This is a genomic window from Pseudomonas sp. H2_A10 (assembly GCF_054680085.1).
In genome coordinates, this window is record NZ_CP162821.1 from 317,550 (window position 1) to 343,424 (window position 25,875).

General features: G+C 60.9%; 22 protein-coding genes and 1 riboswitch. Of the genes, 6 read left to right on the forward strand and 16 right to left on the reverse strand.

The window, feature by feature from the left end; translation table 11 throughout:
• Nucleotides 1-45: 45 nt before the first annotated feature.
• Both motB and motA read right to left on the reverse strand, forming a co-directional pair.
• Complete coding sequence (gene motB / locus AB4O23_RS01515; protein WP_017526428.1) at nt 46-1,065, reverse strand: flagellar motor protein MotB; 1,020 nt, start codon at nt 1,063-1,065, stop codon at nt 46-48.
• Nucleotides 1,066-1,068: 3 nt separating this feature from the next.
• Nucleotides 1,069-1,920 (reverse strand): flagellar motor stator protein MotA, encoded by an 852-nt coding sequence (gene motA, locus AB4O23_RS01520; protein ID WP_017526429.1) that lies wholly within the window; start codon nt 1,918-1,920, stop codon nt 1,069-1,071.
• A gap of 167 nt (nt 1,921-2,087) precedes the next feature.
• On the opposite strand from motA, the gene AB4O23_RS01525 reads away from it, so the two are divergent.
• From AB4O23_RS01525 to asd, 3 genes are read left to right on the forward strand one after another with little or no spacing between them, the layout of a single operon-like run.
• On the forward strand, nt 2,088-3,623 hold the full coding sequence (locus tag AB4O23_RS01525) for an HDOD domain-containing protein (RefSeq protein WP_017526430.1): 1,536 nt from the start codon (nt 2,088-2,090) through the stop codon (nt 3,621-3,623).
• 57 nt (nt 3,624-3,680) lie between these two features.
• Nucleotides 3,681-4,502, forward strand: coding sequence for a rhodanese-like domain-containing protein (locus AB4O23_RS01530; RefSeq protein ID WP_460061873.1), 822 nt, complete (start codon nt 3,681-3,683; stop codon nt 4,500-4,502).
• Between the two features lie 8 nt (nt 4,503-4,510).
• The gene (gene asd, locus AB4O23_RS01535; protein ID WP_068937581.1) at nt 4,511-5,371 is read left to right on the forward strand and encodes an archaetidylserine decarboxylase; all 861 of its coding nucleotides are present in this window, start codon (nt 4,511-4,513) and stop codon (nt 5,369-5,371) included.
• A 119-nt stretch (nt 5,372-5,490) separates the two neighbouring features.
• On the opposite strand, the gene serB is transcribed toward asd, so the two are convergent.
• Complete coding sequence (serB, locus tag AB4O23_RS01540; protein WP_017526433.1) at nt 5,491-6,705, reverse strand: phosphoserine phosphatase SerB; 1,215 nt, start codon at nt 6,703-6,705, stop codon at nt 5,491-5,493.
• Nucleotides 6,706-6,838: 133 nt separating this feature from the next.
• Between serB and AB4O23_RS01545 the strand changes: the two genes are divergently transcribed.
• Nucleotides 6,839-8,368, forward strand: a complete 1,530-nt coding sequence (locus AB4O23_RS01545) for an AhpA/YtjB family protein (RefSeq protein ID WP_017526434.1) — start codon at nt 6,839-6,841, stop codon at nt 8,366-8,368.
• A gap of 120 nt (nt 8,369-8,488) precedes the next feature.
• Here the strand turns inward: AB4O23_RS01545 and AB4O23_RS01550 are convergent, their stop codons facing one another.
• The 10 genes from AB4O23_RS01550 to AB4O23_RS01595 all read right to left on the reverse strand — a co-directional run bounded on the left by AB4O23_RS01550 (nt 8,489) and on the right by AB4O23_RS01595 (nt 18,480).
• Nucleotides 8,489-9,196, reverse strand: coding sequence for a PqiC family protein (locus AB4O23_RS01550; protein WP_026067142.1), 708 nt, complete (start codon nt 9,194-9,196; stop codon nt 8,489-8,491).
• 176 nt (nt 9,197-9,372) lie between these two features.
• On the reverse strand, nt 9,373-11,637 hold the full coding sequence (gene parC / locus AB4O23_RS01555) for a DNA topoisomerase IV subunit A (RefSeq protein WP_065879446.1): 2,265 nt from the start codon (nt 11,635-11,637) through the stop codon (nt 9,373-9,375).
• Between the two features lie 73 nt (nt 11,638-11,710).
• Nucleotides 11,711-12,706, reverse strand: coding sequence for an esterase-like activity of phytase family protein (locus tag AB4O23_RS01560; protein ID WP_460116545.1), 996 nt, complete (start codon nt 12,704-12,706; stop codon nt 11,711-11,713).
• The gene (gene parE, locus AB4O23_RS01565) at nt 12,706-14,610 is read right to left on the reverse strand and encodes a DNA topoisomerase IV subunit B (protein WP_065879448.1); all 1,905 of its coding nucleotides are present in this window, start codon (nt 14,608-14,610) and stop codon (nt 12,706-12,708) included. Before parE ends, AB4O23_RS01560 begins: the two co-directional genes overlap by 1 nt.
• 54 nt (nt 14,611-14,664) lie before the next feature.
• On the reverse strand, nt 14,665-15,273 hold the full coding sequence (locus AB4O23_RS01570) for a YqiA/YcfP family alpha/beta fold hydrolase (protein WP_065879449.1): 609 nt from the start codon (nt 15,271-15,273) through the stop codon (nt 14,665-14,667).
• A 130-nt stretch (nt 15,274-15,403) separates the two neighbouring features.
• On the reverse strand, nt 15,404-15,808 hold the full coding sequence (locus tag AB4O23_RS01575; RefSeq protein ID WP_017526440.1) for a hypothetical protein: 405 nt from the start codon (nt 15,806-15,808) through the stop codon (nt 15,404-15,406).
• Between the two features lie 15 nt (nt 15,809-15,823).
• The gene (locus tag AB4O23_RS01580; RefSeq protein ID WP_026067143.1) at nt 15,824-16,300 is read right to left on the reverse strand and encodes an ImmA/IrrE family metallo-endopeptidase; all 477 of its coding nucleotides are present in this window, start codon (nt 16,298-16,300) and stop codon (nt 15,824-15,826) included.
• Nucleotides 16,301-16,509: 209 nt separating this feature from the next.
• Nucleotides 16,510-17,325 carry a 3',5'-cyclic-AMP phosphodiesterase gene (gene cpdA / locus AB4O23_RS01585; RefSeq protein ID WP_065879450.1) on the reverse strand — a complete coding sequence of 272 codons (816 nt, stop codon included), beginning with the start codon at nt 17,323-17,325 and terminating at the stop codon, nt 16,510-16,512.
• Between the two features lie 97 nt (nt 17,326-17,422).
• Nucleotides 17,423-17,872: a DUF1249 domain-containing protein gene (locus AB4O23_RS01590; RefSeq protein WP_017526444.1), complete on the reverse strand. Its 450-nt coding sequence runs from the start codon at nt 17,870-17,872 to the stop codon at nt 17,423-17,425.
• A complete protein-coding gene (locus AB4O23_RS01595) occupies nt 17,863-18,480 on the reverse strand; it encodes an NUDIX domain-containing protein (protein ID WP_017526445.1) in 618 nt (205 codons plus the stop codon). Before AB4O23_RS01595 ends, AB4O23_RS01590 begins: the two co-directional genes overlap by 10 nt.
• A 192-nt stretch (nt 18,481-18,672) precedes the next feature.
• On the opposite strand from AB4O23_RS01595, the gene AB4O23_RS01600 reads away from it, so the two are divergent.
• Nucleotides 18,673-19,410 carry an RsiV family protein gene (locus tag AB4O23_RS01600; RefSeq protein WP_017526447.1) on the forward strand — a complete coding sequence of 246 codons (738 nt, stop codon included), beginning with the start codon at nt 18,673-18,675 and terminating at the stop codon, nt 19,408-19,410.
• On the opposite strand, the gene cytX is transcribed toward AB4O23_RS01600, so the two are convergent.
• Both cytX and thiC read right to left on the reverse strand, forming a co-directional pair.
• A complete protein-coding gene (gene cytX / locus AB4O23_RS01605) occupies nt 19,379-20,668 on the reverse strand; it encodes a putative hydroxymethylpyrimidine transporter CytX (protein ID WP_065879451.1) in 1,290 nt (429 codons plus the stop codon). The genes AB4O23_RS01600 and cytX overlap by 32 nt on opposite strands.
• A gap of 92 nt (nt 20,669-20,760) precedes the next feature.
• Complete coding sequence (thiC, locus tag AB4O23_RS01610) at nt 20,761-22,650, reverse strand: phosphomethylpyrimidine synthase ThiC (protein ID WP_068937579.1); 1,890 nt, start codon at nt 22,648-22,650, stop codon at nt 20,761-20,763.
• Nucleotides 22,651-22,798: 148 nt separating this feature from the next.
• Nucleotides 22,799-22,904: riboswitch (TPP riboswitch) on the reverse strand.
• 192 nt (nt 22,905-23,096) lie between these two features.
• On the opposite strand from thiC, the gene AB4O23_RS01615 reads away from it, so the two are divergent.
• Entirely contained in the window at nt 23,097-24,536 is a 1,440-nt protein-coding gene (locus AB4O23_RS01615) for a TolC family outer membrane protein (RefSeq protein WP_017526450.1), read from the forward strand.
• 56 nt (nt 24,537-24,592) lie between these two features.
• On the opposite strand, the gene waaA is transcribed toward AB4O23_RS01615, so the two are convergent.
• On the reverse strand, nt 24,593-25,870 hold the full coding sequence (gene waaA, locus AB4O23_RS01620; protein ID WP_065879453.1) for a lipid IV(A) 3-deoxy-D-manno-octulosonic acid transferase: 1,278 nt from the start codon (nt 25,868-25,870) through the stop codon (nt 24,593-24,595).
• Nucleotides 25,871-25,875 lie beyond the last annotated feature (5 nt).

The window sequence follows — 25,875 nt, forward strand, 5'->3', positions numbered from 1 at the left end:
GAAACAACAAGGCCGCGATTATCGCGGCCTTGTTGTATGTGAAGCCTAGGATCCCGTCCCAGGCACCGTAGGGTCTTTCACCCCACCATCATCAAACAGATTCAATTTCTGACGCAGCTCATGCGCCGGCAAGGGTTCTTGCCCTGGCGGGATGGCGTTCGGGTCGGCCGGTACTTCGCCGGGCGCGCCAGCACCAGGGGTCGGTTGTGGCGGTGGGGGCTGATCACCCTCAATCGCACGCTGGGCCTTTTTGGTCAGCACGACGATATCGATGCGCCGGTTGGCCGGGTTGAACGGATCCTTGTGATCAAACAGCTGCGAGGATGCAAAACCCACCACGCGCGCGACCTGCGGGTCCGGGTAGCTGCCGGCTACCAACGCGCGACGTGCGGCGTTGGCGCGGTTGGCCGATAGCTCCCAATTGCCGAAGTCACCCTGGCCCGCATACGGCTTGGCGTCGGTGTGACCGCTGATGCTGATCTTGTTCGGCACCGTTTTGATGGTGTCGGCCATGGCCAGCAGGATGTCTTCGAAATACGGCTTCAAGCGTGCGCTGCCGGAGTCGAACATCGGCCGGTTGGCGGCGTCGGTGATCTGGATGCGCAAGCCTTCCGGAGTGATTTCGAACGAAATCTGATCCTTGAATTTCAGCAACTGCGGGTTTTCTTCGACCTTGTTCTGCAACTCTTGCAACAGCAACTCAAGGCGCTCTTGCTCGACCTGCTCGGCCATGGCCTCGACGGTATCGCGCTCGATCGGGATTTTTTCCTGGGGCGCCTCGGTTTTGACTTCGGGGTTGATGGTGCGCTCAGGCGCCAATTGCGGCGAGCCGCCCAGATCGATCACGAAAGGCGTGCCGCTTTCCGAAAAGCCAATCGGGTCTTTGAAGTAGCCGGCAATGGCGATTTTCTGTTCGGGCGTGGCCGTCGACATCAGCCACAGCACCAGGAAGAACGCCATCATCGCCGTCGCAAAGTCGGCGAAGGCGATTTTCCAGGCGCCACCATGGTGCCCCGCAGCGAAGCGCTTGACGCGCTTGATGATTATCGGCTGGTTGTTTTCCATGGCTTAGCGACCGCGAACCGCTTGTTCCAGCTCGGCGAAGCTTGGGCGATGCTTCGGGTACAGGACCTTGCGACCGAACTCCACCGCCAGCGACGGCGGCATGCCGGAAGCGGACGCCACCAGACTGGCCTTGATCGATTCGTAAAGGTTGATTTCTTCTTTGGCATCATGGGCCAGGGAGGTCGCCAGAGGGCCGAAGAAACCGTAGGCCGCGAGAATACCGAAGAAGGTCCCCACCAACGCCGCACCGACGTGCATGCCGATGGCCGCCTGGTCACCCTCACCCAGGGAGGCCATGGTCACCACAATACCGAGTACCGCCGCGACGATACCGAAACCGGGCATGCCGTCTGCGACGCCGGTCACGGCGTGGGACGGATGCTCCAGCTCCTCTTTAAGGCTGAACAATTCCATGTCGAACAAGCCTTCAAGCTCATGGGGAGCCATGTTGCCGGAGGACATGATGCGCAGGTAATCACAGATATAAGCGGTCATGCGCTCGTCTTTGAGCACGGCCGGATACTTGGCGAAAATCGGGCTGGCCGCGGCGTCCTCGATGTCAGCCTCGATGGCCATCATGCCTTCGCGGCGGCTCTTGTTGAGGATCTCGTACACCAGCCCCAGCACTTCCAGGTAGAAGGTGTGGGTAAAGCGCGAACCAAACATGGCCAATGACTTCTTGATCACGTGCATGGTCATGTAGCCGGGGTTGGCCTGCAGGAAAGCGCCCAGTGCCGCACCACCGATAATCATCACCTCGAAAGGCTGGATCAGTGCCGCAATTTTACCGTGGGACAGGACGTACCCGCCGAGCACGCTCGCGAAGACGACGATGATGCCGATAATTTTAGCCATAGGAGATGAGTACTTGCGCCGTCGGGTTCATGGACATATTTGGGGGAACTGAAAAACTCTTGTTCTACTTATCGGCAAAACTGCGCCAGACTATAGCCCGTTAAGGCGAAAAGCCAGTTCGGCCCGCTCCGGGCGTGTTGACCGCATGTGATGATCGCGCCCCAATCATGGCTAATAAAACGACAGTCCCATCTGTAAGACCTCTCTCTCTCGCCGCTTGGATCAAGTGCCTGGACGAAGTGCCGCTGCCTGTTCCCCAGGCCAGCCACGACCGGGTGTGCAAGGCGATCCGCGACAGCCGCAGTTCGTTGCGAGATATTGCCGAACTGATGCAAAACAGCCCAGCCCTTGTACTCAGCGTGATGCGCGAGGCAAACAGCCATACCCATGGCAGCCTGACGGAGCCGGCGGAAAATCTCGAAGTGGCGCTCAACCGCCTGGGCCTCAAGCGCGCCGAAGAACTGCTGGCGCGCCTGCCCTCGGTGCCGGCCCAAGAGATCCCCATTGCATTGCGTCAATTGTTGCTGGTGAGCCAGCATGCATCGCAACAAGCCAACGGTTTGTTCGGCAGCCGCCTGGCACGGTTGTGGCAAGACATTCACTGGGGCAGCCTGCTGTTTCTGTCGCCGCTGTGGCCGATGGCCGTTGCCCACCCCAAGCTTCTCGAAGAGTGGGAGCTGCGCGTGATTCACAAGGGCGAGTCGGCACGCAAGGTCGAGCAGCAATTGTTCGGCGTACGCCTGCTGGACCTGTGCCTGGCACTGACCGAAACCTGGCACCTGCCGATCTGGGTGTCCCAGGGTTATAACCTGCTGAAGAACGAGCAACGGTTGCTGGTCAAGGCGCTGCATATCGCCCGTGAAGATGACCCGTTGCGCCATCAGCAGTTGCTCGACGCCGAGCCCAACCTGCGCCGCTGGCTGAACCAGCCGGCCAATACCGTGCTGCTGGCCAACGGTTTGGCGATGTCCGCGCAAGAATCCTGGACCTGCCCGCACACACAGCGCTGGCAGTACCTTACAGCTCTGTATCTGCAACAACCGCTGGCTGAGGTGCAGCAACACTCGCATCAACAAGCCGTCACCAGCGCTCGCACCACGCTGATGCCCGACCTCTGGCACCCGGCGCTTTCGCTGATCTGGCCGTGGCATGTACAGAAGATCCATCGCGGCCTGCTGCCCGCGCCGCCGCCCACCGCCGAAGCCTTGGCGGTATGGCGCAACCGCTGCACCGAACTGCTGGTGGAGCCGAGCCGTTTTGCCAACGCCATGCATTTGACCACGTGCGCCAAAGAAGCCCTGGTGGCCAGTGGCATGCAACGGGTGTTGTTGTTCATGGCCGATCGCGCCTTGAGCACGCTGCGCGTACACCAAGCCGACGGCCTACCTAAAGACGCCGCCAACCTGAGCCTGGACGTGGTCAACAGCACACTGCTGCAGCGCCTGCTGGAAAAATCCGCCCAAGTGCGCCTCACACCGGACAATCATGCGCAGTTCTCGGCCTTGCTGCCGCCGATCCTGCGTCGCCTGTTCAACGGTGAGCACCTGTTGTTGCGTTCCATGAGCTGCAACGGTCGCGTGGTGATGGTGATGATCGCCGACCAGGGCGGTGGGCCGTTCTCGGAAACCACCGTGCAAGCCTTCGGCAAAACCGCGCAGTGCATCGAGAAAGCCCTGCACAGCTTTACCAACCGCAGCGTCTGATGCTTGCGCTACAATCGCCCTCCTTTATCGCCAACATTTGTGCCCAGGAGACCTCACATGCCTGACTTCTCTGGCTTGCCGCTGGTGATCGAACCCAGCGACCTGATCGGTCGCCTTGATGCCGAACACCTGATTCTGGTGGACCTCACCAGTGCCGCCCGCTACGCCGAAGGGCATATCCCGGGGGCGCATTTCGTTGACCCCAAGCGCACCCAGTTGGGCCAGCCGCCGGCACCCGGCCTGCTGCCCCACAAAGCCGACCTGGAAAAACTCTTCGGTGAACTGGGCCACACCCCGGATGCCACCTACGTGGTCTATGACGACGAAGGCGGCGGCTGGGCCGGACGCTTCATCTGGATGCTCGACGTGATCGGTCACCCGAAATACCACTACCTCGACGGCGACCTGCTGGCCTGGCTGGCCGCTGAGTACACCGTGTCGACCGACGTGCCGCCAGCGCGCGGCGGCCCGGTCAGCCTCACGCTGCACGATGGCCCCACCGCCACCCGCGAATACCTGCAAAGCCGCCTCGGCGCCGCCGACCTGGGCATCTGGGACGCACGCGGCCCGCTGGAATATTCCGGCGAGAAGGTGCTCGCGGCCAAAGGCGGGCACATCCCCGGCGCCGTGAACTTCGAATGGACCGCCGGCATGGATAAGGCGCGCTGCCTGCGCATCCGCCGCGACATGCCGCAGGTCCTCGAAGAGCTTGGGCTGACCCCCGACAAAGAAATCATCACCCATTGCCAGACTCACCACCGCTCTGGCTTCACCTACCTGGTGGCCAAGGCGCTCGGTTATCCGCGAGTCAAAGGTTATGCCGGTTCCTGGGGCGAATGGGGCAACCACCCCGACACCCCCGTTGAGATTAAGGTTTAAGGACAGTTATGAAAAAGCAGTTGTTTATCCTCAGCCAGTACTTGCTGCCGCACCATCTGCTGTCGCGCCTGGCCGGCTGCATTGCCGAGTGCCGCGTGCGCTGGTTCAAGAACGCCTTCACCACCTGGTTCGCCAAACGCTATCAAGTGGACATGTCCCAGGCACTGGTTGAAGACGTAACCGCCTACGAGCACTTCAACGCGTTCTTCACTCGCGCCCTCAAAGACGGCGCGCGCCCGCTGGACCAAGCCCCTGGCGCCGTACTCAGCCCCGCCGATGGCGCGGTCAGCCAGCTTGGCCCGATCGAACATGGTCGTGTGTTCCAGGCCAAGGGCCACAGCTTCAGCGTGCTGGAATTGCTGGGCGGCGACGCCGCTGTAGCGGCGCCGTTCATGGGCGGCGACTTTGCCACCATCTACCTGTCACCGAAGGACTACCACCGAGTTCACATGCCGCTGGCCGGCACCCTGCGCGAGATGGTCTACGTGCCGGGCCGGATCTTCTCGGTCAACCAGACCACCGCCGAAAACGTACCGGAACTGTTTGCGCGCAATGAGCGTGTTGTGTGCCTGTTCGACACCGAGCGCGGCCCGATGGCGGTGGTATTGGTCGGCGCGATGATCGTGGCATCGATTGAAACCGTGTGGGCTGGCCTGGTTACGCCACCCAAGCGCGAGCTGAAAACCGTGCGCTACGACGAAGCCGCGCGTGCGCCGATTTATCTGGAGAAAGGTGCCGAGTTGGGCCGCTTCAAGCTGGGCTCGACCGCCATCGTGCTGTTCGGGCCGGATCAGGTGAAATGGGCGGAAGAATTGGTGGCCGGTTCGCCGGTGCAGATGGGCCAGGGTATCGCACTGCCCAACGCCTGACCTGACGCCAATCCAGGTCAATTGTGGGAGGGGGCTTGCTCCCGATAGCTGTGTTTGAGTCAACTCATCGGGTGACTGATCCACGGCCATCGGGAGCAAGCCCCTTCCTACATTTTCAGTTACAGCTGCCCGTCGCGGTCGCGAAAGCCCAGCAGGTACAGCACACCGTCCAGCCCCAAGGTCGAAATCGCCTGCTTCGCCGATTGCTTCACCAACGGCTTGGCGCGAAACGCCACGCCCAACCCGGCAATCGCCAGCATCGGCAAGTCATTCGCGCCGTCGCCGACCGCAATGGTCTGCTCCAGGCGCAAGCCTTCCTTATGGGCCAATTCCTTCAACAGATCCGCTTTGCGCTGGGCGTCGACAATCGGCTCCACCGCCACACCGGTCACTTTGCCATCGACCACTTCCAGCTCATTGGCGAAGACGTAGTCGATGCCCAACTTGGCCTGCAATTGTTTGGCGAAGTAGGTAAAGCCACCGGACAGGATCGCAGTCTTGTAGCCCAGGCGCTTGAGTTCGGCGAACAGCGTTTCGGCGCCTTCCGTCAGGCGCAGCGACGCGCCGATGGAGTCCAGCACGCTCACATCCAGGCCCTTGAGCAGCGCCAGGCGCTCCTTGAAGCTGGCGCGGAAATCCAGTTCACCGGCCATGGCGCGCTCGGTGATCGCGGACACCTGTTCACCCACACCGGCGGCCTTGGCCAATTCGTCGATGACTTCGGCTTCGATCAGTGTGGAATCCATGTCGAACACCGCCAGGCGACGGTTGCGGCGGAACAGCGAGTCTTCCTGGAAGGCGATATCGACATTCAACGCCTGGGCCACGCTGAGGAACTCGGCGCGCAAGGCTTGCGGGTCGGCCGGCTCACCGCGCACGGAGAACTCGATGCAACCCTTGCCCTGATGAGCGGGTGTGTCCAGCGGCATACGGCCCGACAGACGGTCGATGTGGTCGATATTCAAACCGTATTGCGCGGTGATCGAACTGACACGTTGCAACTGTTCAGCCGTGACCTTGCGAGTCAACAGCGTGACGATGTGGCGTTTCTTGCCTTGGCCGGCCACCCAATGCTGGTAGTCCTCCTCGGACACCGGGGTGAAACGCACCTGTTGATCCAGCTTGTACGCTGTGAACAGGATGTCCTTGAGCACGGACGAGGCCTGCTCGGTGCTGGGAATTTCCACCAGGATGCCGAACGACAGGGTGTCGTGAATCACAGCCTGGCCGATGTCGAGAATGTTCACACCACCCTGGGCCAGCACACCGGTAATGGCAGCGGTGAGACCCGGACGGTCAACACCCGTGATGTTTATCAGGACAATTTCGCGCAAGGCGCACCCCCAGGCTGGAAAAAAACCGCATTCTACCCACTTTCAGTGACCATCGGGCACAGCCAGCGCTTTGCCGGTCTTGGGCCTGTCGCTATACTGCGCGTCAACTTCACGGACCGAGAGCCGAGCGCAAGTGAACCGGCCCACGCCAGTAAAAACCGATAACTTCTTCCTGCTGATCTTCCGGGCACTGCGCCACCGCCGTGTACCGATCGCATTACGCATCGCCAGCCATAACGTGATCCTGGTCGCCCTGGCCCTGGTGATTTATGCCTGCGTGATGGGTTTGCAGTTCAAACAGGCCATGCACGAGCAAGCCGACGCCCTGGGCGAGAGCTTGACCACTCAGACCGCCACATCGGCGACTGAACTGTTGGTGTCCAACGACATCCTCAGCCTCAACGTGCTGCTCAACAACCTGACCAAGAACCCGCTGGTGGCCCACGCCGCCATCTACAGCGTGGACAACCGGATCATGGCCGAAGCCGGGCAGCGCCCGAAAAACGGCCTGCTGGGCGAGGCCGAAGGCCTGTACCAGAGCAATATCACCTTTCAGGATGTAAAGGCCGGCCAACTGCGCATCAGCCTGGACATGCAGCAATTCCAGCAGCCGATGACCATTAGCCTGCAAAGCATGGGCATCCTCAGCGCAATCCTGCTGGCCCTGGCTCTGGCCTTGAGCCTGCGCCTGGGTCGGCATATCTCTACACCGCTGATGCAATTGCGCATCTGGCTGCGAGATATCGACGAACACACCCCGGCCACTGATCGCCAGGACGAAATCGGCGACATCGCCCGCCAACTGCACGCCAGCTTCGCCCCGGAGCCGGCACCCCAGGTTGAACCTGAACCCGAGTTCGACGACAGCGATTACGACGACGAACCCGAGTTTGAAGTACGCGACCTGCGCGATCCGGGTTTTGACGAAAGCGCACCCGCCGCCCGCCCGAAGCCTGCGCCGCGCCATGTGGTCAAGGCCGAAGAAGACGAACTGGACGACGAAGACCCCTTCGCCGATCTGCGCGACACGTCAAACGACAGCGCTGCCGTGACGCCAAAGCCCGCGCCGGCGCGCAGCACCGAGCCTCAGTACAGCGCCGTACTGGCCGTGCAATTGGGCGCCCAGGACCAACTGCGTCGCCTGCCCCGCGCGCGCCTGACCGAGTTATTGGAACGCTACCGCGACTGCCTCGACCAGGCCGCCTCGCTGTACCAGAGCGAGCTGCATACCCTCAATGACGGCAGCACGCTGATGCTGTTCCACAGTGAAGACAGCGGTGAGGATTACCTGACCAACGCCATCTGCTGCGGCGAGTTATTACGTGCGCTGGGCCATGAGCTGCAGATCGAAGTGGCGGACAGCGGCATCACCCTGCAACTGCAACTTGGCTTAACCGTGGGTGACGACCTGTTTGGCATGAGCCAGATCGACCTGCTGCTTACGGAAATCGCCCAGGACGCCCTGGCCTTGTCCCAACACAGCCGCAACCTGTTGCTGGTGGAGCGCAAGATCAGTGAAGACACGCTGATCCGCCAACGCGCGCGCATCCGCCCGATTGCCAGCCCTGAAGGCGCCAGCTGTGTGGAGCGTCTGATGGAGCCGTACCCATCGATGCTGGAGCGGCAGTTGGCGCGGATGCATGAGACCCGCGCCAAGCCGTGAAGAATGTGGGGTGGGGCTTGCCCCCTACCACACTTGGGATCTGCACAGGCTTCAAGTAAATCGCGCACAAACAAAAAGGCCCGCTGAGTAAGCGGGCCTTTTGTTTGTGCGCGATTCAGGTCAGAACCTGAACACTTCCATATCCGTACGGATCGGCGTAGCCATCGGCATCTTGGGCTTCTGCGGCTCGGCCGGTTTGGCCTGAGCCGGGGCTTGCTTGCGTGGTGCCTCAGCAATCGGCGGTTGGTTGGCCAATGGCTTGAGGGCCACCGACAACTGCTGCGCCAAGTGCTGCAACAGCACGCCCTGGGCCTGAACCTGGGAAGCTGTCGTGCCCGTGTGTTCTTCCTGCAGATGAACGATGCGGTTATCACGCACCTGGCCACGGCGGTCGATCAGGCGCCACTGCGCATCAAGGATCGCCGGCTGCGAAGTACCGGAGTCGAGCCGGGTGATGGTCAGCAACACCTGCACGTCCGGGGTAAAGCCAGTTGGCGCAGGCGAGAGGACCACACGCTGGCTGTCCAACTGACCCGCTACCTGGCGCAACATCAATTGGTTGATGTCGGACGACAAACTGCCCGCCCAACGACCATCGGTGGAACCTTGCAGACTGCCGTCGTTCTGACGTTGCAGCAGGGTTTCGCGTTGCAGATAGTCGGCTACGACCACCGGCCCCAGCAACACGGCCATGCCGGCGGTTTGTGCTGGTTGCGCCGGACTTCCGCTGTCCAACTGGTACAGCGACACCGGTTGGTGGGTGCTGCAACCCGCCAACCCCAAAAGGCCAGCGAGCATGAAAATAAAAGGAAGGCGTGGAGCAGTCATCATCCCATCCAGGTGGCTGCCACAAGGCGAACCACAATGTAATACTAAAAATAACCTAAACACGCTCGGCCACGCCGGCGCTGGAAAGGGCATATCATCCGTGAATATGCGCCATGACTCCAGCGCCAAAGCGTCGATCTACCCGTTAAATCGTAGATCGAGGGCTCTAATCCGGCTTAAACCGGCGTTTCCACCAACAAAGCATCCACACGCTGGAAGCCTCGAGGCAGTTTGTTACCGCGCCTGCCACGCTCACCCTTGTAATGTTCCAGGTCGTCGGGACGCAACGATAGCGTGCGTTTGCCGGCCTGGAGCACCAGGGTCGAGCCCTCGGGGATCACCGCGATGTCGGTCACGTACTCTTCGCGACTGGCCACCCGCTCCCCTGGTATACCAATAATCTTGTTGCCCTTGCCTTTGCCCAACTGCGGCAGATCGCTGATCTTGAACACCAGCAAGCGCCCTTCGGTGGTCACCGACGCCAGCCAGTTGCCTTCGCGATCATCCACCGGCCGCGGCAGGATCACCTTGGCATTATTCGGCAGGCTCAACAGCGCCTTGCCCGCCTTGTTCTTGGCCTGCAGGTCTTCGCCCTTAACGACGAAGCCGTAGCCCGCATCGGAAGCGATGACGTACAACGAGTCATCGTCCGGCAGCAGCACACACTCAAAATTCGCGCCCGGTGGCGGTGTCAGGCGCCCGGTCAGCGGCTCGCCCTGCCCCCGTGCGGATGGCAAGGTATGCGCCGGCACCGAATAACTGCGCCCCGTGGAGTCGATAAACACCGCAAACTGGTTGGAACGCCCGGCAGCGGCGGTTTTAAAACCATCGCCCGCCTTGTAAGACAAGCCAGTGGCGTCAATATCATGCCCTTTGGCGGAACGAACCCAACCCTTTTCCGACAGAACGACGGTAATTTTCTCGTTAGGCAGCAGTTCGGTTTCTGTCAGAGCCTTGGCTTCGGCACGCTGAACAATCGGCGAACGGCGGTCATCGCCATAGGTTTCGGCGTCTTTGATCAGCTCGCTGCGTACCAGCTTTTTCAGCTTGGCTTCGCTGCCCAGCAGCGCTTGCAGCTTGGCTTGTTCCTTGAGCAGCGCGTCCTGTTCGTCGCGCAGCTTCATTTCTTCGAGTCGCGCCAATTGACGCAAGCGGGTGTCGAGGATGTAGTCGGCCTGGATCTCGCTCAGCTCGAAACGCGCGATCAGCTCGGCTTTGGGGTGCTCGGCGGTGCGGATGATATGGATCACTTCATCCAGGTTGAGGTAGGCGATCAGCAAGCCGTCCAACAGGTGCAGACGGCGCTCGACCTTGTCCAAGCGAAATTGCAGGCGACGACGAACGGTCTGTACCCGGAACTCAAGCCACTCCACCAGCAGGTTGCGCAGGTTTTTCAGCTGCGGCTTGCCGTCCAGGCCAATGATATTGACGTTGACCCGGTAGCTGGACTCAAGGTCCGTGCTGGCAAACAGATGCTGCATCAGCACTTCGTGATCGACCCGGCTGTTGGTCGGGATGATCACAATGCGGCAAGGGTTTTCGTGGTCGGACTCGTCACGCAGGTCGGCCACCTGGGGCAGCTTCGACGGTTTGGCCTGCATCAACGCGGCGATCTGCTCCAGCACCTTGGCGCCGGACACCTGATGCGGCAGCGCGGTCACAATAATGTCGCCATCTTCGACGTGGTACACGGCGCGCATGCGCACCGAGCCCTTGCCGGTCTCGTACATCTTCAGCAGGTCGGCGCGCGGGGTGATGATTTCCGCTTCGGTCGGGTAATCCGGGCCCTGGATGTGCTCGCAGAGCTGCTCGACGGTAGCCTTGGGCTCATCGAGCAAGCGCACACAGGCCGTGGCGACTTCGCGCAGGTTGTGCGGCGGCACGTCGGTGGCCATGCCGACGGCGATGCCGGTGGTGCCATTGAGCAGGATATTCGGCAAACGTGCCGGCAACACCAGGGGTTCGTCGAGGGTGCCGTCGAAGTTCGGGCCCCAGTCAGCGGTGCCCTGGCCCAGTTCGCTCAGCAGTACCTCCGAATAACGCGACAACCGTGCCTCGGTGTATCGCATGGCGGCGAAGGACTTGGGATCGTCCGGCGCCCCCCAGTTACCCTGGCCGTCCACCAGCGTGTAGCGGTAGCTGAACGGCTGGGCCATCAGCACCATGGCTTCGTAGCACGCCGAATCGCCGTGGGGGTGGAACTTGCCCAGTACGTCACCGACGGTACGCGCCGACTTCTTGTGCTTGGAATCGGCGTCCAGGCCCAGCTCACTCATGGCGTAGATAATGCGCCGCTGTACGGGCTTGAGGCCGTCGCCGATGTGCGGCAATGCACGGTCCATGATCACGTACATGGAGTAGTTGAGGTAGGCATTTTCGGTGAAGTCAGCCAGCGACCGGCGCTCTACGCCGTCTAAGCTGTCTGCGAGGATGTCACTCATGCGGGCCTCATCATTATTGGGTGAGGCGCAGCGGAAATGCCGCCGCGCCGGGTCAATTCAATTGTTTGATCATTCATGGCCGGGCACTCCAGCCACCGACCGGGGCGGCAAAACGATAGACCACCGGGCGTTTTTCACCATCGGCACGCGGGCCGAAGTTGTTGTCCAGGCCGATCCAGGCACCGTCATCATCAATTACCAGCGCCTCGACCAAGCCATAGGGCTGGTCGTATTGGCGTTGCGGCGCAAGCATGTCTGCGGCAAATGACCAACACTGCTCAACTGCCGCTGTCAGCGCATCGCGGCGGCACAACTGATATTGGCTGCTCTCAAGGGAAAACAACTTGCCCTTGAACCACACCACATCGGAGAAATTCCTGGAAACGGCCTTGGCCTTGGGCACCTGGGCGGGCTGCATCTGCGTGCCGGCCTCACTCAGTAATACGCACGGACCGTCACAATCCCACAGGCTTTGCGCACGCTTGATGGAGATAAGCCCGCGCCCCTCACGCTCTGCCGCCAGCCAGATCCGATTGCCCTCGGGGTTCACCGCCAGCCCTTCAAACAGCGCATTGAAGTGCAGCAACAGGCCACTGGCGCGGGCTTCACGCACCACGCTCGGCGCGATCTTCAACCACTCGGGCGCACCGGCAGCGGGCACTTGCAGCACGGCGGCATGGGCTTCACTGACGATGTATCGGTTACCGACGGCATCGCAACTGATGGCCTCGAAATCCAGGTCGCCACCGCGAATGAACGAGGCGGCCTTCGTGCGCGAACGCAACCCCCAAGGCAAACCGGAATCCGGCACCGGCGGCACGTCGATCTTCACCGCCGTGGCCTGCCAGGTCGGCATGCTGATATCCAAACGGTAGATCTGATCGTCATCGCGGTCGGAAACCGTCCACAGCTCATTGCCACACAGGGCCAGGCCCGACAGGTTGCCACCGCGCATGCCATCCACCGGGTGTTCGGACACCAGTTTGAGCTGCGCCCCGGGCGCCGCAACCCCCTGGGCGTTCGCCAAGCCGCTGAACAACAGGATCGCCAGGGCGAAACCTGTAAGCATCAACCCAGCACCTCGGCCAGGTTGCCTTTGGACTCCAGCCAGGATTTACGGTCCGGCGCGCGTTTTTTCGCCAGCAGCATGTCCATCATTTCCGAGGTGGCGGCGAAATCGTCCAAGGTGAGTTGCACCAGGCGCCGGGTGTTCGGGTCCATGGTGGTTTCACGCAACTGCGGCGGGTTCATTTCACCCAGGCCTTTGAATCGCGTGACCTGTGGCTTACCGCGTTTCTTCTCGGCCACCAGGCGGTCGAGGATGCCATCACGCTCGGCTTCGTCGAGGGCGTAGAAAATCTCTTTGCCCAGGTCGATGCGGTATAGCGGCGGCATGGCGACGTAGACGTGACCGGCATCTACCAGCGGGCGGAAGTGCTGCACGAACAGCGCGCACAACAAGGTGGCAATGTGCAGGCCGTCGGAGTCAGCGTCGGCGAGGATGCAGATCTTGCCGTAGCGCAGTTGGGTCATGTCTGCCGCGCCCGGGTCGACACCGATGGCCACGGCGATATTGTGTACTTCCTGGCTGGCCAGCACTTCGCTGCCATCGACTTCCCACGTGTTGAGGATCTTGCCGCGCAACGGCAGGATCGCCTGGAACTCTTTGTCCCGCGCTTGCTTGGCGGAACCGCCGGCGGAGTCACCTTCCACCAGGAACAGTTCGGAGCGCATCGGGTCTTGACCCGCGCAGTCAGCCAGCTTGCCAGGCAGTGCCGGGCCTTGGGTGATGCGCTTGCGCTCGACCTTCTTGCTGGCCTTGAGACGACGGCCGGCGTTGTTGATCGCCAGTTCGGCCAGGGCCAGGCCCAGTTCCGGGTGCTCGTTGAGCCACAGGCTGAACGCGTCCTTGACCACACCGGAGACAAACGCCGCCGCCTCGCGGGACGACAGGCGTTCTTTGGTCTGGCCGGAGAATTGCGGCTCCTGCATCTTCATCGACAGCACGAACGCGATGCGCTCCCACACGTCTTCCGGCGCCAGCTTCACACCGCGCGGCAGCAGGCTGCGGTATTCGCAGAACTCGCGCATGGCATCCAGCAGGCCCTGGCGCAAACCGTTGACGTGGGTGCCGCCCTGAGCGGTGGGGATCAGGTTGACGTAGCTCTCCTGCACGCTGTCGCCGCCCTCGGGCAACCACAGCAATGCCCAATCGACGGCCTCTTTGTTACCCGCCAGGCTGCCGCAGAACGGCTCGTTGGGCAGGCGTTCGAAGTCGCTGACGGAGTCTTCCAGATAGGAACGCAAACCGTCTTCGTAATGCCACTCGACCTTTTCGCCGGTGCCTTTGTCTTCAAAGGTAACCAAAAGGCCCGGGCACAACACCGCCTTGGCCTTGAGTACGTGCTTGAGGCGGCTGATGGAGAATTTCGGCGAATCGAAGTATTTAGGGTCCGGCGCGAAGTACACGCTGGTGCCGGTGTTGCGCTTGCCGACGGTGCCGATCACTTCAAGGTCGGTGGCTTTGTAGCCATCGGCAAAGGTCATCTGGTACTCGTTGCCGTCACGCTTGACCTTGACGCGGACCAGGGTCGACAAGGCGTTGACCACAGAAATACCCACGCCGTGCAAACCACCGGAGAACTGGTAGTTCTTATTGGAGAACTTGCCACCGGCGTGGAGCTTGGTGAGGATCAGCTCAACACCCGGCACACCCTCTTCCGGGTGAATGTCCACCGGCATGCCACGACCGTCGTCGGACACTTCCAGGGAGTGGTCAGCGTGGAGAATGACATGCACCGATTTGGCGTGCCCGGCCAAGGCTTCGTCGACGCTGTTGTCGATGACTTCCTGGGCGAGGTGATTCGGCCGACTGGTGTCGGTGTACATGCCGGGGCGTTTGCGCACCGGGTCGAGGCCCGAGAGGACTTCGATGGCGTCGGCGTTATAAGAGCTAGCGCTGGGAGTGGCCATGGGGTCTCGTCGTGAGTCGTTCGATTAAAAAATAACCTGCGGTTTCCAAGGCAATTACAGTGCCGAAAAATCGAAGGATTGATACTGATCCGCACCCACGCCGGCAAAACTCAAAAGCGCCGGCAATTGCTGGGCGAATCCTTGGTAGCCATGGTCGCCACCGGGCTGGATGCGCAAGGCACAGGCTCGGTAATACTGCTGGGCGAGGCGATAATCCAAGGTTTCATCGCCGGTTTGCAACCACACCTGATAACGTCCCGCATCCTGGGGCGCCGGTACTTCCAGCTCGGCCAGCGCCGTGACGTGGTCGTGGGTCAACTCCCAGGTTTCATCGGTGTAGAGGTTCTTCTGGGTGCCCAGGTAACCGTCGAACATGCGATGGGGACTCACCGCCGGGTTGACCAGCAGCGCCTTGAGGCCATGGCGTTCAGCAAGATGGGTTGCATAGTAGCCGCCGAGTGAGCTGCCGACCAGCAGTGGTCGACCCAGTTGCGCAATGGCCTCTTCCAACTGGGGAATCGCCTGACGGGGATGGTGATGCAAGGCTGGCACGCGCAATTGATCGGCCAGGCCAAGGGCGTCCATCACGCGGATCAACTGGCTGGCCTTGTTGGACGCCGGCGCACTGTTGAAGCCGTGGATGTACAGGATCGAAGCGGACATGCCGGGCTCTCCGTGCTTGCGCCAAAAGGGCGCAGTTTACAGGGAACCAGAGAATCTGAGCAGAGTTCGTCACAATGAGGTGCGGAATAAACATCGCGCCCGAGCGTCTCTCTAATTATTTATTTCAAGGCTATCCAGTCTTGGATTTGAGAAAATCCTTCAGCGCAGCGGCGAGCTCCTGAAAAATCGCAACAATATCGCTACCCAGGCCAGCAGGTTTATCCTCAACTTTGGCAGGCTCCGCAGCGAGCTTCATCATCAATAGAATCAAGGCTATCGGCATAATTGCCAATAACCACAAGAGCATGGGTGTAGTTTCCAGCTTGGCACCATGAATAAGCTTGAATGTGTAGACGACAAACGCTCCAAACACATAAACAGCCGCAACATAAATTGTAACGAAGATAATCCCTCGTTGGAGCCTACGAGTATCAGCCTCGTCGAGCTGGCTTCTATTGAAGCGCTCCGTGTCCGGAAGCTTAGGGATACTGCCTTCCGAATAGTCCACATCCTTTTGGAGATTCTGATCCTTCAAAACTCTACTCTCATTTCAGTAACGAATTAGTCCGAGGTTCATCAAGCGATAATGCATTGCCGCGCCTGACACATTTAGTATTGCCGCCATTTCCTCAACATCGTGTTTTTTTTCCTTGAAGACCAGCCACTCGACAACTTCTTTAGGCATCAACAACTCCGCCGCAAAACTATTTGCATCCCGCTCTCGGTAAAGATGTGTTCCCGAACTATAGTTTCTCGCATTATCCCTGAAGGAATGACCGTGCCTTAAAAACATATGCCCTAACTCATGAGCAATAGTAAAGCGCTGCCGAACAACCGCATCATCAGGATTGAAACGGATGGTTGGAATGTTATTCACAACGTCAAAGCAGCCACTCAGATCATGAGCGCTCATGCCGTAATCCGGTTCCACTGAAGCGCCCGCTGCACGTGCAATACGATAGGGATCAATAGGAAGTTGACGGTCCCAGTACCTATTTAGGACATCTTGAGCGGTGCGAACAGGCATGAGCGATCTCCTTGTCAGTACTGGTGGATAGATATCCTTCCGCCGAAGGAGGCAAAATTGTACAGAAAACTATCGATGGGTACAGATCTGCTGAATATATAGGCGCGTCTACGAAGAAAATCAAAACGCCCAGCGGGTTATCTGAGTCGAGTTGTAAATGACCGGAACCGCACTAAACATTCAGTGCTCGAGCCCAACGCGGAGGACGTTTAATAACCGTTGCTACCGTAATCCACCGTAAACGCGAAGCCGACCAGCCGCTCTACGCCAGTCTCCAACCGTCCGTCGGCATGCAAACGCAGCCAACGATACCCTGGCGCTTGCTCGCTGACCTTGAAGTCCTCGCTGCCCGGTGCGAACTGGATGCAGGTGGATGGCGACGCCAGCAGGCGCACGCCGTTGCGCTCACGGTCGATTTCCTGATGCACATGGCCCCAGAGTACTGCCTTGACCTGGGGGAAGCGGTCCAGCACGGCAAACAGTGCCTCGGGGTTGCGCAGGCCGATGGGCTCCATCCAGGCACAGCCGATGGGCACCGGATGATGGTGGAAACACACCAGGTGGTGACGGTTTGGCGCTTCGCTCAGGGCCTGAGCCAGTAGTTGCAGTTGTTGGTCTTGCAGGTAACCCGGCACGGAACCGGGTACGGCGGAGTCCAGCAGGATGACGCGCCAGTGGCCGATATCGACTACCGGCTCCAGAAAATCACTGTGCTCGGCGGCCCGGACCATGACTTGAGGCTCATCATGATTACCCGGAATCCAGCGCGCCGGGGCACCGATAGGCGCGGTCATCTGGCGAAACTGCTGGTACGACTCAAGCGTGCCGTCCTGGGACAGGTCCCCGGTGGCCAGCACCAGGTCGACCTGCGGCTGTTGCGCGCGCGCCAGCTCGATCACCCGTCGCAGGCTCTCACGGGTATTCATGCCCAGCAGCGTAACGTCGGCCTCGGCAAACAGATGGCTGTCGGACAGTTGCACCAGTAACGCCGAAGCGTCGGGGTTCACGGTGGATACGCTCGGCAAGGCGCTCTCCCAAGGCAATCACAGGAATGGACGTTTGGCGTGATTATGCTGGGGCAGGACGCAAAGAGGAAACCCAGGAACCAGATGCAGTTCACATCTACCGCACGACTTCGAACTCATGGCCCAGCGCCAGGCAGTGGCTCAGCCACTCACCGAGGAACACATTGAGCTGCGCTTTCTCATCGGGTTGGTGCATGAACACATTCGGGTAAGGATAGATGCTGCGAAAGCGCCGCGCGTGTTCGGCGCTGATCACTTCGGCCATACGGGCGTCGTGGTACACCTGCACTTCCAGTTGCGGCACCGGCAGCCACGGCAGGCTGTGCTCCTGGCGTACGCGCAGGGTGGTGGTGTACGGGCAGTTGACGATGACTTCAAGGGCCAGCACGCCCAGCATCTGGTCGCCGTGGGTCACGCCGATGCGACGCGCCTCGGGCGTGTGGCGCATGTCGGGCAGCAGGCGCATCAGCCGCGCATAGTTGGCCTCGCAGGCCGCTTGCAGCCCGATCAGGTCGACTCGATAACGTTCCCGTGCCTTTACTGCCATAACCCCCTCACTTCCGCGCGATTAAGCGCAAGCCATTGCAGGGCGATAATGCTGGCTGCGTTGGAAATCCTGCCGTCGCGCACGGCTTGCAGGGCGTCTTCGAATGCCCAGACCGTCACGCGGATGTCTTCTGCTTCTTCTTCCAGCCCATGCACGCCACCCGCTCCGGAGCTGTCGCAGCGCCCCAGGTATAGGTGCACAAATTCGGTACTGCCGCCGGGCGACGGAAAATACTTGGTGATCGGCCACAGCGCGGAGAAGGTCAGCCCAGCTTCCTCTTCGGCTTCGCGGTGTGCAACCTCCTCCGGTTCTTCATCCTTGTCGATCAGGCCGGCGACCATCTCGATCAGCCACGGGTTGTCGGCACGGCCCATGGCGCCCACGCGAAACTGCTCGATCAGCACCACTTCATCACGCTGCGGGTCATAGGGCAGTACACACACCGCGTCGTGACGGACAAAGACTTCGCGGTTGATCACGCGGCTCATGCCGCCGTCGAACTTCTCGTGGCGCAGTTGCACACGGTCAAGTTTATAGAAGCCCTTGTAGGCATTGTCGCGCTGCACGATTTCAATCGTGTTCGGCGTCGATTTTGCAAAGTCCGTCATATCCCTTCCTCGTTGTGCCTGGGCAATTCGCGCCATCCTAACGCGCTCGCGTCGGTTGGCGCAGCCCCTTTCCGGTTGCCGGGATAGACGGCGGGCCTCAAACTCACTCTAATCAGCTTAGTGGCGAACTGACTGCCTTGCCGGTAGTCGAAGCTGCACAATTTCGCTCTTATCGATAGACGAAGGACATCCATGTCGCTTTTAAAAATCGCCTCCGTGGCCTGCATCGCCTTGACCCTCGGCGCCTGCCAAAGCCTGTTCCAACCCAACTGGCGCACCCCGCTGGAAGCCACCCGAGACACCACCGAACAAACCCGGCCGGGCTGTGCCAGCGCCGATTGCGCGCTGGTGAATATCGACACCGTGCACTTTGCCAAGGAACCCAAGCTGGACGCGCTGATCGAACAGCGCCTGCTGGAGATGACCGGCGCCAACCCGCTGCCGACCAGCCTTGCGACCTATCGCGAGCAATTCCTGCAAACCGCCGCACCGAACAACAGCATGTATTTGCAGGCCAAGGTACGTGAGCAGCATGACGGCTTGGTGATCATCGAGTTGTCCAGCTACCTGGACCAGGGCGCCACCCATGGCGAGCCGGGCCGCGCGTTCATCAACTATTCGCGTCAGCAGCAAAAAGCCCTGTCGCTCAGCGATATGCTGCTGCCCGGCAAGGAAGACGCGTTCTGGAAAGCCGCCCAGGTGGCGCACAACAGTTGGCTGATCAGCACCCGCCTGAGCCTGGAAGCGGAATTCGTCAAAAAATATCCCTTCCAGAAAACCCCAAACGTGGCGCTGACTTACGGTGGCGTGATCCTCAAATACCCCACCACCACCATCGCGCCCTATGCCCTGGGCCATGTCGAGTTGCAGATCCCCTACTCGCGCCTGGACGGCATCCTCAAGCCTGAGCTGGTGCCCGTACGCCGCTGAAAGCCCGACCAAGGATGAACTGCAACAGCCCTGCCAGCACCAGCGCCGGCAGGGTTGCGCCGACATCCGGATACAGGTTGGCCAGCAGATGATAAGTGCCGATGCCACCCAGCCAGGCCAACAGCGCTGGCCAACGCAGGCCGGCGACCACGCCCCGGCCACGACGGCGAAGCACGAAATGATCGACCAGCACCACGCCGAACAGCGGCGCGAACACCGAGCCGATCAGCAACAGGAAGTTCTGGTACTGCGCCAACGGAGCAAAACAGGCGATCAAGGTGCAGATGACGCCGATGGCCAACGCCAGATGCTCGACCTTCAAGCGCAATAGAATCCCGCTGGACACCGCAGCCGAGTGAATATCGGCGAAGGCGTTCTCCGACTCGTCCAACAGGATCAGCAACAGCGGAATCCCCAGGCCCGCGCCGGCCAGCGCCAACAGCAGCGCATTCACCTCGCCACTTGGCGCAAACGCCAGGGTGTAGGCCACGCCCAGGCTCATCAGCCAGAAATTACCGATAAAAAACCCCAGCGCAGTGCCGCCGAATACACTTTTGGCGCGTTTGCCGAAGCGTGAGTAGTCGGCAATCAGCGGCAACCACGACAGCGGCATGGCGATGGCAATGTCAAAGCCCACGGCAAACGGCATCGAACCATCACCCGCCTGGGCCCAGAGCGCCGCCAGGTCGGCCTTGGCAAACAGGTTCCAGGTCAGCCACAGGCACGCGGCGAGCAACAGCCAGATACCCCATTTGCGCAGGATCTGGCGCACAAAGGTCAATGGCCCGCTGACTGCCAGCAAGGTCGCCAACCCCCCGAAAAACAGGGTCCACAGCAACGGGCTGGCCCATAGACCACCCTCGCCGAACGCCCGCGCGCCCAAGAGGCTGGCCGCATCGCGCATCACGATGATTTCAAACGAACCCCAGCCGACCAGTTGCAGCAGGTTAAGCAGCGCGGGCAGGCTGGCCCCCTGGGTACCGAGGCTGAGCTTGAGCGCGGCCATGGCGGACAGGCCAGTGTCGCTGCCGATTACACCGACGGCGGCCAGCAACAGCACGCCCACCAGCGTGCCGAGGAAGATCGCCAGCAACGAGCCGAACAACCCCAGGCCCGGCGCGAGTAGGGCGCCGGTTTGCAGGACCATCAGGCCGATGCCGAGGGAGAACCATAGAGAGAACAGGTCGCGGGCGCCGAACACGCGTTTGTCGCTCGGCACTGCGATATCAGGGGAGTAGGTGCTGGGTTGAATGCTCAAGGGTGTTGTCTCTGAAGAACATTTGTTGTTTGGGAGATTGCTATCGGGGGCAAGCCCCCGATGAGGCCAGTACCAGCACCTCCAATCTTTGATCAGACCTTTTTGTACAACTGACTACCTTCCTGCTTGAACCGCTGCGCCTGCTCCGCCAAACCCTTGGCCACGTCCACGTCCACCGCATCAATGCGCTGGTTGGCGGCGTATTCCCGCACTTCCTGGGTGATTTTCATCGAGCAGAACTTCGGCCCGCACATCGAGCAGAAATGCGCGACCTTGGCCGAGTCTTTCGGCAGGGTTTCATCGTGATAGGAACGCGCGGTGTCCGGGTCCAGGCCGAGGTTGAACTGGTCCTCCCAGCGGAACTCGAAACGCGCCTTGCTCAAGGCGTTGTCGCGGATCTGCGCGCCTGGGTGGCCTTTGGCAAGGTCGGCGGCATGCGCGGCGATTTTGTAGGTGATGATCCCGGTCTTCACGTCATCCTTGTTCGGCAGGCCCAGGTGTTCCTTGGGCGTGACGTAGCAGAGCATGGCGCAGCCGAACCAGCCGATCATCGCCGCACCGATGCCGGAGGTGATGTGGTCGTAGCCGGGCGCGATGTCGGTGGTCAAAGGGCCAAGGGTGTAGAACGGCGCCTCGTCGCAGCATTCAAGCTGCTTGTCCATGTTCTCCTTGATCAACTGCATCGGCACGTGGCCCGGGCCTTCGATCATGGTTTGCACGTCGTGCTTCCAGGCGGTCTTGGTCAGCTCGCCGAGGGTTTCCAGCTCGCCGAATTGCGCGGCATCGTTGGCGTCGGCAATCGAGCCGGGGCGCAGGCCGTCGCCGAGGGAGAAGCTGACGTCATAGGCCTTCATGATTTCGCAGATTTCGTCGAAATGCGTGTAGGTGAAGTTCTCCTTGTGGTGCGCCAGGCACCACTTGGCCATGATCGAACCGCCACGGGAGACGATGCCGGTGACGCGCTTGGCGGTCAGCGGCACGTAGCGCAGCAGCACGCCGGCGTGGATGGTGAAATAGTCGACGCCCTGCTCGGCCTGTTCGATCAGGGTGTCGCGGAACAGCTCCCAGGTCAGGTCTTCGGCGGCACCGCCGACTTTTTCCAGGGCCTGGTAGATCGGCACGGTACCGATCGGCACCGGCGAGTTACGGATGATCCACTCGCGGGTTTCATGGATGTGCTTGCCGGTGGACAGGTCCATCACCGTGTCCGAACCCCAGCGAATGCCCCAGGTGAGTTTCGCCACTTCTTCTTCGATGGACGAACCCAGGGCGCTGTTGCCGATGTTGCCGTTGATCTTCACCAGGAAGTTACGGCCGATGATCATCGGCTCCAGTTCGGTGTGGTTGATGTTGGCCGGAATGATCGCACGGCCGCGGGCGATTTCTTCGCGCACGAATTCTGGCGTGATGATCTTCGGCACGCTGGCGCCGAAGCTGTGGCCGGCGTGTTGCTGGTCAAGCAGGCCGCTGGCGCGGGCCTCTTCGAGCTTCATGTTTTCGCGGATGGCGACGTATTCCATCTCGGCGGTGATGATGCCTTTGCGCGCGTAATGCATCTGAGTGACGTTGGCGCCGGCCTTGGCGCGGCGCGGGTTTTTCACATGGGCGAAACGCAGGGCGGTCAATTCGGCATCGCTCAGGCGTTGCTGGCCGAAGTGCGACGTGAGGCCAGGCAGGCGCTCGGTGTCGCCGCGCACTTCGATCCAGGGTGAGCGCACATCGGCCAGGCCTTTGCGCACGTCGATGATCACGTTGGGGTCGGTGTAGGGGCCAGAGGTGTCGTACACAGTGACGGGGGCGTTGATTTCACCGCCGAAATCGGTGGGGGTCACGTCCAGGCTGATTTCGCGCATCGGCACACGAATGTCCGGGCGAGTGCCCTGCACGTAGATTTTTTGCGAACGGGTAAACGGTTGCACGGAGCCGGAGTCGACCTTGGCCGATTCACTCAGGTGCACGGTATTTTTTTGTGTTGTCGTCATCACGGGCTCTCCAACTTATCCAGGCGGTGGATTTTTGTCGGAGCGAACCTGTGACGGATGGACGCACTGCAAGCAGTGCTGTGCTCAATACAGAGGACTGTTCGATTGTCGAACAGCATCCCGGACGAAGCACAAGAGGACTCGCCGGGTGACGAGAAATCTTGTTCCCTACGCAGGCGCTAACCTGATCAGGTTCAACGGGATCCGGTATTTACCGATCTCAGCCTTCCAACAAGGCACCCCGACAAGAACGCGGCCAGTCTAGACCATGGCGTGGGCAAATTGCCAATGGCGGTGCATTCAGCGTGATGAATGGCGTGATTGCAGATTGTTGAGCCGTGGAACCGCCACTACACTCGGCTACGGCTTAAGGCTTGACGCTCTGGAAGAGTCGCCGTAGCCTTGGCCGATAAATTATAGCCGTAATATTAATCAGGGATCGCCTCATGCTGCGCAAACTTTCACTGGCTGTTGCCGTGTCTTGTGCAACCAACACGATGGTCTGGGCAGTTGAAGCGCCCTTGTCCGCCAAAACCGACCTGGTCAGCGTGTATCAGGAAGCGGTGGATAACAACGCCGACCTGGCCGCCGCCCGCGCGCAGTACGGCGCACAAAAGGAAGTGATACCCCAGGCCCGTGCCGGGTTGCTGCCAAACCTGTCGGCCGGTGCCGATATCAACAATGTCCGCACCCAGATCGACACCCCCGCAGCCACCGCCAACCGGGATGCCCATTCGTGGCGCGCCACCCTGAGCCAGCCGCTGTTCCGCGCCGACCGCTGGTTCCAGTTGCAAGCCGCCGAAGCCGTCAACGAACAGGCCGCGCTGCAACTGTCGGCCACCGAACAGAACCTGATTCTGCAAAGCGCCGAAAACTACTTCGCCGTGCTGCGCGCCCAGGACAACCTGGCGTCCACCAAAGCCGAAGAAAATGCGTTCAAGCGCCAGTTGGACCAATCCAACGAGCGCTTCGATGTGGGCCTGTCGGACAAGACCGACGTGCTGCAATCCCAAGCCAGCTACGACACCGCCCGGGCCAACCGCATCCTCGCCCAGCGCCAGGTCGAAGACGCCTTTGAAGCACTGATCACGCTGACCAACCGCCAATACAACTCGATCCAGGGCATTGTCCATACGCTGCCGGTGTTGCCGCCGCTGCCCAACGACGCCAAGGCCTGGGTCGACACCGCCGGCCGCCAGAACCTGAACCTGCTCGCCAGCAATTACGCCGTCACCGCCGCCGAAGAAACCCTCAAGCAGCGCAAGGCCGGCCACGCCCCCACCCTGGACGCGGTGGCACAGTATGAAAAAGGTGATAACGACGCCCTCGGTTTCAGCAACCCGAACGCCTTCGGCACGCCGTACCGTGGCGACGTAGAGCAACGCACCATCGGTTTGCGCCTGAGCATTCCGCTGTACAGCGGCGGCTTGACCAGCTCACAAGTGCGTGAATCCTATTCGCGCCTGGGCCAGACCGAGCAGCAGCGCGAAGGCCTGCGCCGCCAAGTGGTGGAAAACACCCGCAACCTGCATCGCGCGGTGAACACCGATGTGGAACAGGTGCAGGCACGCCGCCAGTCGATCATCTCCAACCAGAGCGCCGTGGAAGCCACGGAAATCGGTTACCAGGTGGGCACGCGCAATATCGTCGACGTACTCGACTCCCAGCGCCAGCTGTACGCGTCGGTGCGCAATTACAACAACAGCCGCTACGACTACATCCTCGATAACCTGCGCTTGAAGCAGGCGGCGGGGACGTTGAACCCAGGTGACTTGCAGGACCTGGCGCGCTACCTCAAGGCCGACTACAACCCGGACAAAGACTTCCTGCCGCCGGACCTGGCCAAAGCCGCCGCCGAGCAGCTCAAGGCTCGCCCGGGCTACTGACCACAACACAAAACAAATGTGGGATGGGGCTTGCCCCCTCCCACATGTTGAACATGTCAGCGACTTAGCAGTCTGCCCAACCCATCCAGCAAACGCTTCAGCGCGCCCTGGTTCGCCTGCATCACCGTCAGCCCCGCCTGCGCCATCTTGCGCGCGTCCTGCGGCAGTTCGAACAACTGGCGCACGGCTTCAGCGAGTCCTTCAGCGTCATCAACCTCTCGCAGCGCTCCCGCTTCACGCAGCATTGCGGTGATTTCCAGGAAATTGAATACATGTGGCCCCATGATCACAGGCTTAGCCAGGGCCGCCGGCTCCAGCGGGTTGTGCCCGCCCGTCGCAACCAGGCTGCCGCCGACAAAAGCGCTGTCGGCCAAGGCGTATAGAAACAGCAGTTCGCCCATCGTATCGCCGAGCAACACCGCAGTGTTTGCGCTCACCGGCTCACCGGTGGAACGGCGCACCGTGGCAAAGCCTTGCTGCTCGCACAAGTCGAACATCGGGCCAAAGCGTTCCTGGTGACGCGGCACAAGAATCAACAGGGCATTCGGATAGCTGGCGAGCAATTGACGATGTGCCGCCAACACCACTTCATCTTCACCTTCGTGAGTACTGGCGGCGATCCACACCGGGCGCTCGCTGGCGCCCCATTGTTCACGCAGGGCGGCCGCACGCGCGAGCAACTGCGGGTCGATGGTCAGGTCGAACTTGATCGAGCCGGTGACTTCCACGGTTTCCGGCCGGGCCCCAAGGCTCAGGAAACGCTGGGCCTCGGCCTGCGTCTGCACGGCGAACCAACTCATTTGCGCCAGCATCGGCGCCGTCAGCCTGGCAAACCGCCCATACCCCTTGGCCGAACGCGCCGACAGCCGCGCATTGGCCAGCGCCACCGGAATACCGCGCATGGCGCAGGCATGGATGTGGTTGGGCCACAGTTCGGTTTCCATGATCACCGCGAGCGTGGGCTGCACACGGTCGAGAAAACGCTTGGCGGCGCAGGGCAAGTCATAGGGCAAGTAGCAATGCTGAATGCGCGGCTCATTGGCGAACAACGCCTGGATCCGCTCGGAACCGGTGGGCGTCATGCAGGTGACGGTGATCGGCAGCTGTGGATAACGCGCCAGCAACCCACGGATCATCGGCGCCGCGGCAATGCTTTCGCCCACCGACACGGCATGCACCCAGATCCCGCCAGGCTGCATGGCCGGCAAGCCGTAGGAAAATCGCTCGCCCACGCGCCTGGCATAGGCCGGCGCCTTGCGCGCGCGCAGCCACAGACGTAAAGCCACCAACGGCAGCGCCAGGTAAAACAGACAGCTATAGAGAGTTCTATTCATGGCGG

Excerpts from the sequence above, each read along its gene's own strand:
- AB4O23_RS01615 (WP_017526450.1), top strand. The coding sequence starts at position 23,097 with ATGCTGCGCAAACTTTCACTGGCTGTTGCCGTGTCTTGTGCAACCAAC.
- motB (WP_017526428.1), bottom strand. The coding sequence starts at position 1,065 with ATGGAAAACAACCAGCCGATAATCATCAAGCGCGTCAAGCGCTTCGCT.
- AB4O23_RS01580 (WP_026067143.1), bottom strand. The coding sequence starts at position 16,300 with ATGCCTGTTCGCACCGCTCAAGATGTCCTAAATAGGTACTGGGACCGT.
- AB4O23_RS01530 (WP_460061873.1), top strand. The coding sequence starts at position 3,681 with ATGCCTGACTTCTCTGGCTTGCCGCTGGTGATCGAACCCAGCGACCTG.
- AB4O23_RS01570 (WP_065879449.1), bottom strand. The coding sequence starts at position 15,273 with ATGTCCGCTTCGATCCTGTACATCCACGGCTTCAACAGTGCGCCGGCG.
- AB4O23_RS01525 (WP_017526430.1), top strand. The coding sequence starts at position 2,088 with ATGGCTAATAAAACGACAGTCCCATCTGTAAGACCTCTCTCTCTCGCC.
- asd (WP_068937581.1), top strand. The coding sequence starts at position 4,511 with ATGAAAAAGCAGTTGTTTATCCTCAGCCAGTACTTGCTGCCGCACCAT.
- AB4O23_RS01590 (WP_017526444.1), bottom strand. The coding sequence starts at position 17,872 with ATGGCAGTAAAGGCACGGGAACGTTATCGAGTCGACCTGATCGGGCTG.
- AB4O23_RS01595 (WP_017526445.1), bottom strand. The coding sequence starts at position 18,480 with ATGACGGACTTTGCAAAATCGACGCCGAACACGATTGAAATCGTGCAG.
- AB4O23_RS01560 (WP_460116545.1), bottom strand. The coding sequence starts at position 12,706 with ATGCTTACAGGTTTCGCCCTGGCGATCCTGTTGTTCAGCGGCTTGGCG.
- waaA (WP_065879453.1), bottom strand. The coding sequence starts at position 25,870 with ATGAATAGAACTCTCTATAGCTGTCTGTTTTACCTGGCGCTGCCGTTG.
- parE (WP_065879448.1), bottom strand. The coding sequence starts at position 14,610 with ATGGCCACTCCCAGCGCTAGCTCTTATAACGCCGACGCCATCGAAGTC.
- motA (WP_017526429.1), bottom strand. The coding sequence starts at position 1,920 with ATGGCTAAAATTATCGGCATCATCGTCGTCTTCGCGAGCGTGCTCGGC.
- thiC (WP_068937579.1), bottom strand. The coding sequence starts at position 22,650 with ATGACGACAACACAAAAAAATACCGTGCACCTGAGTGAATCGGCCAAG.
- AB4O23_RS01600 (WP_017526447.1), top strand. The coding sequence starts at position 18,673 with ATGTCGCTTTTAAAAATCGCCTCCGTGGCCTGCATCGCCTTGACCCTC.
- parC (WP_065879446.1), bottom strand. The coding sequence starts at position 11,637 with ATGAGTGACATCCTCGCAGACAGCTTAGACGGCGTAGAGCGCCGGTCG.
- AB4O23_RS01550 (WP_026067142.1), bottom strand. The coding sequence starts at position 9,196 with ATGACTGCTCCACGCCTTCCTTTTATTTTCATGCTCGCTGGCCTTTTG.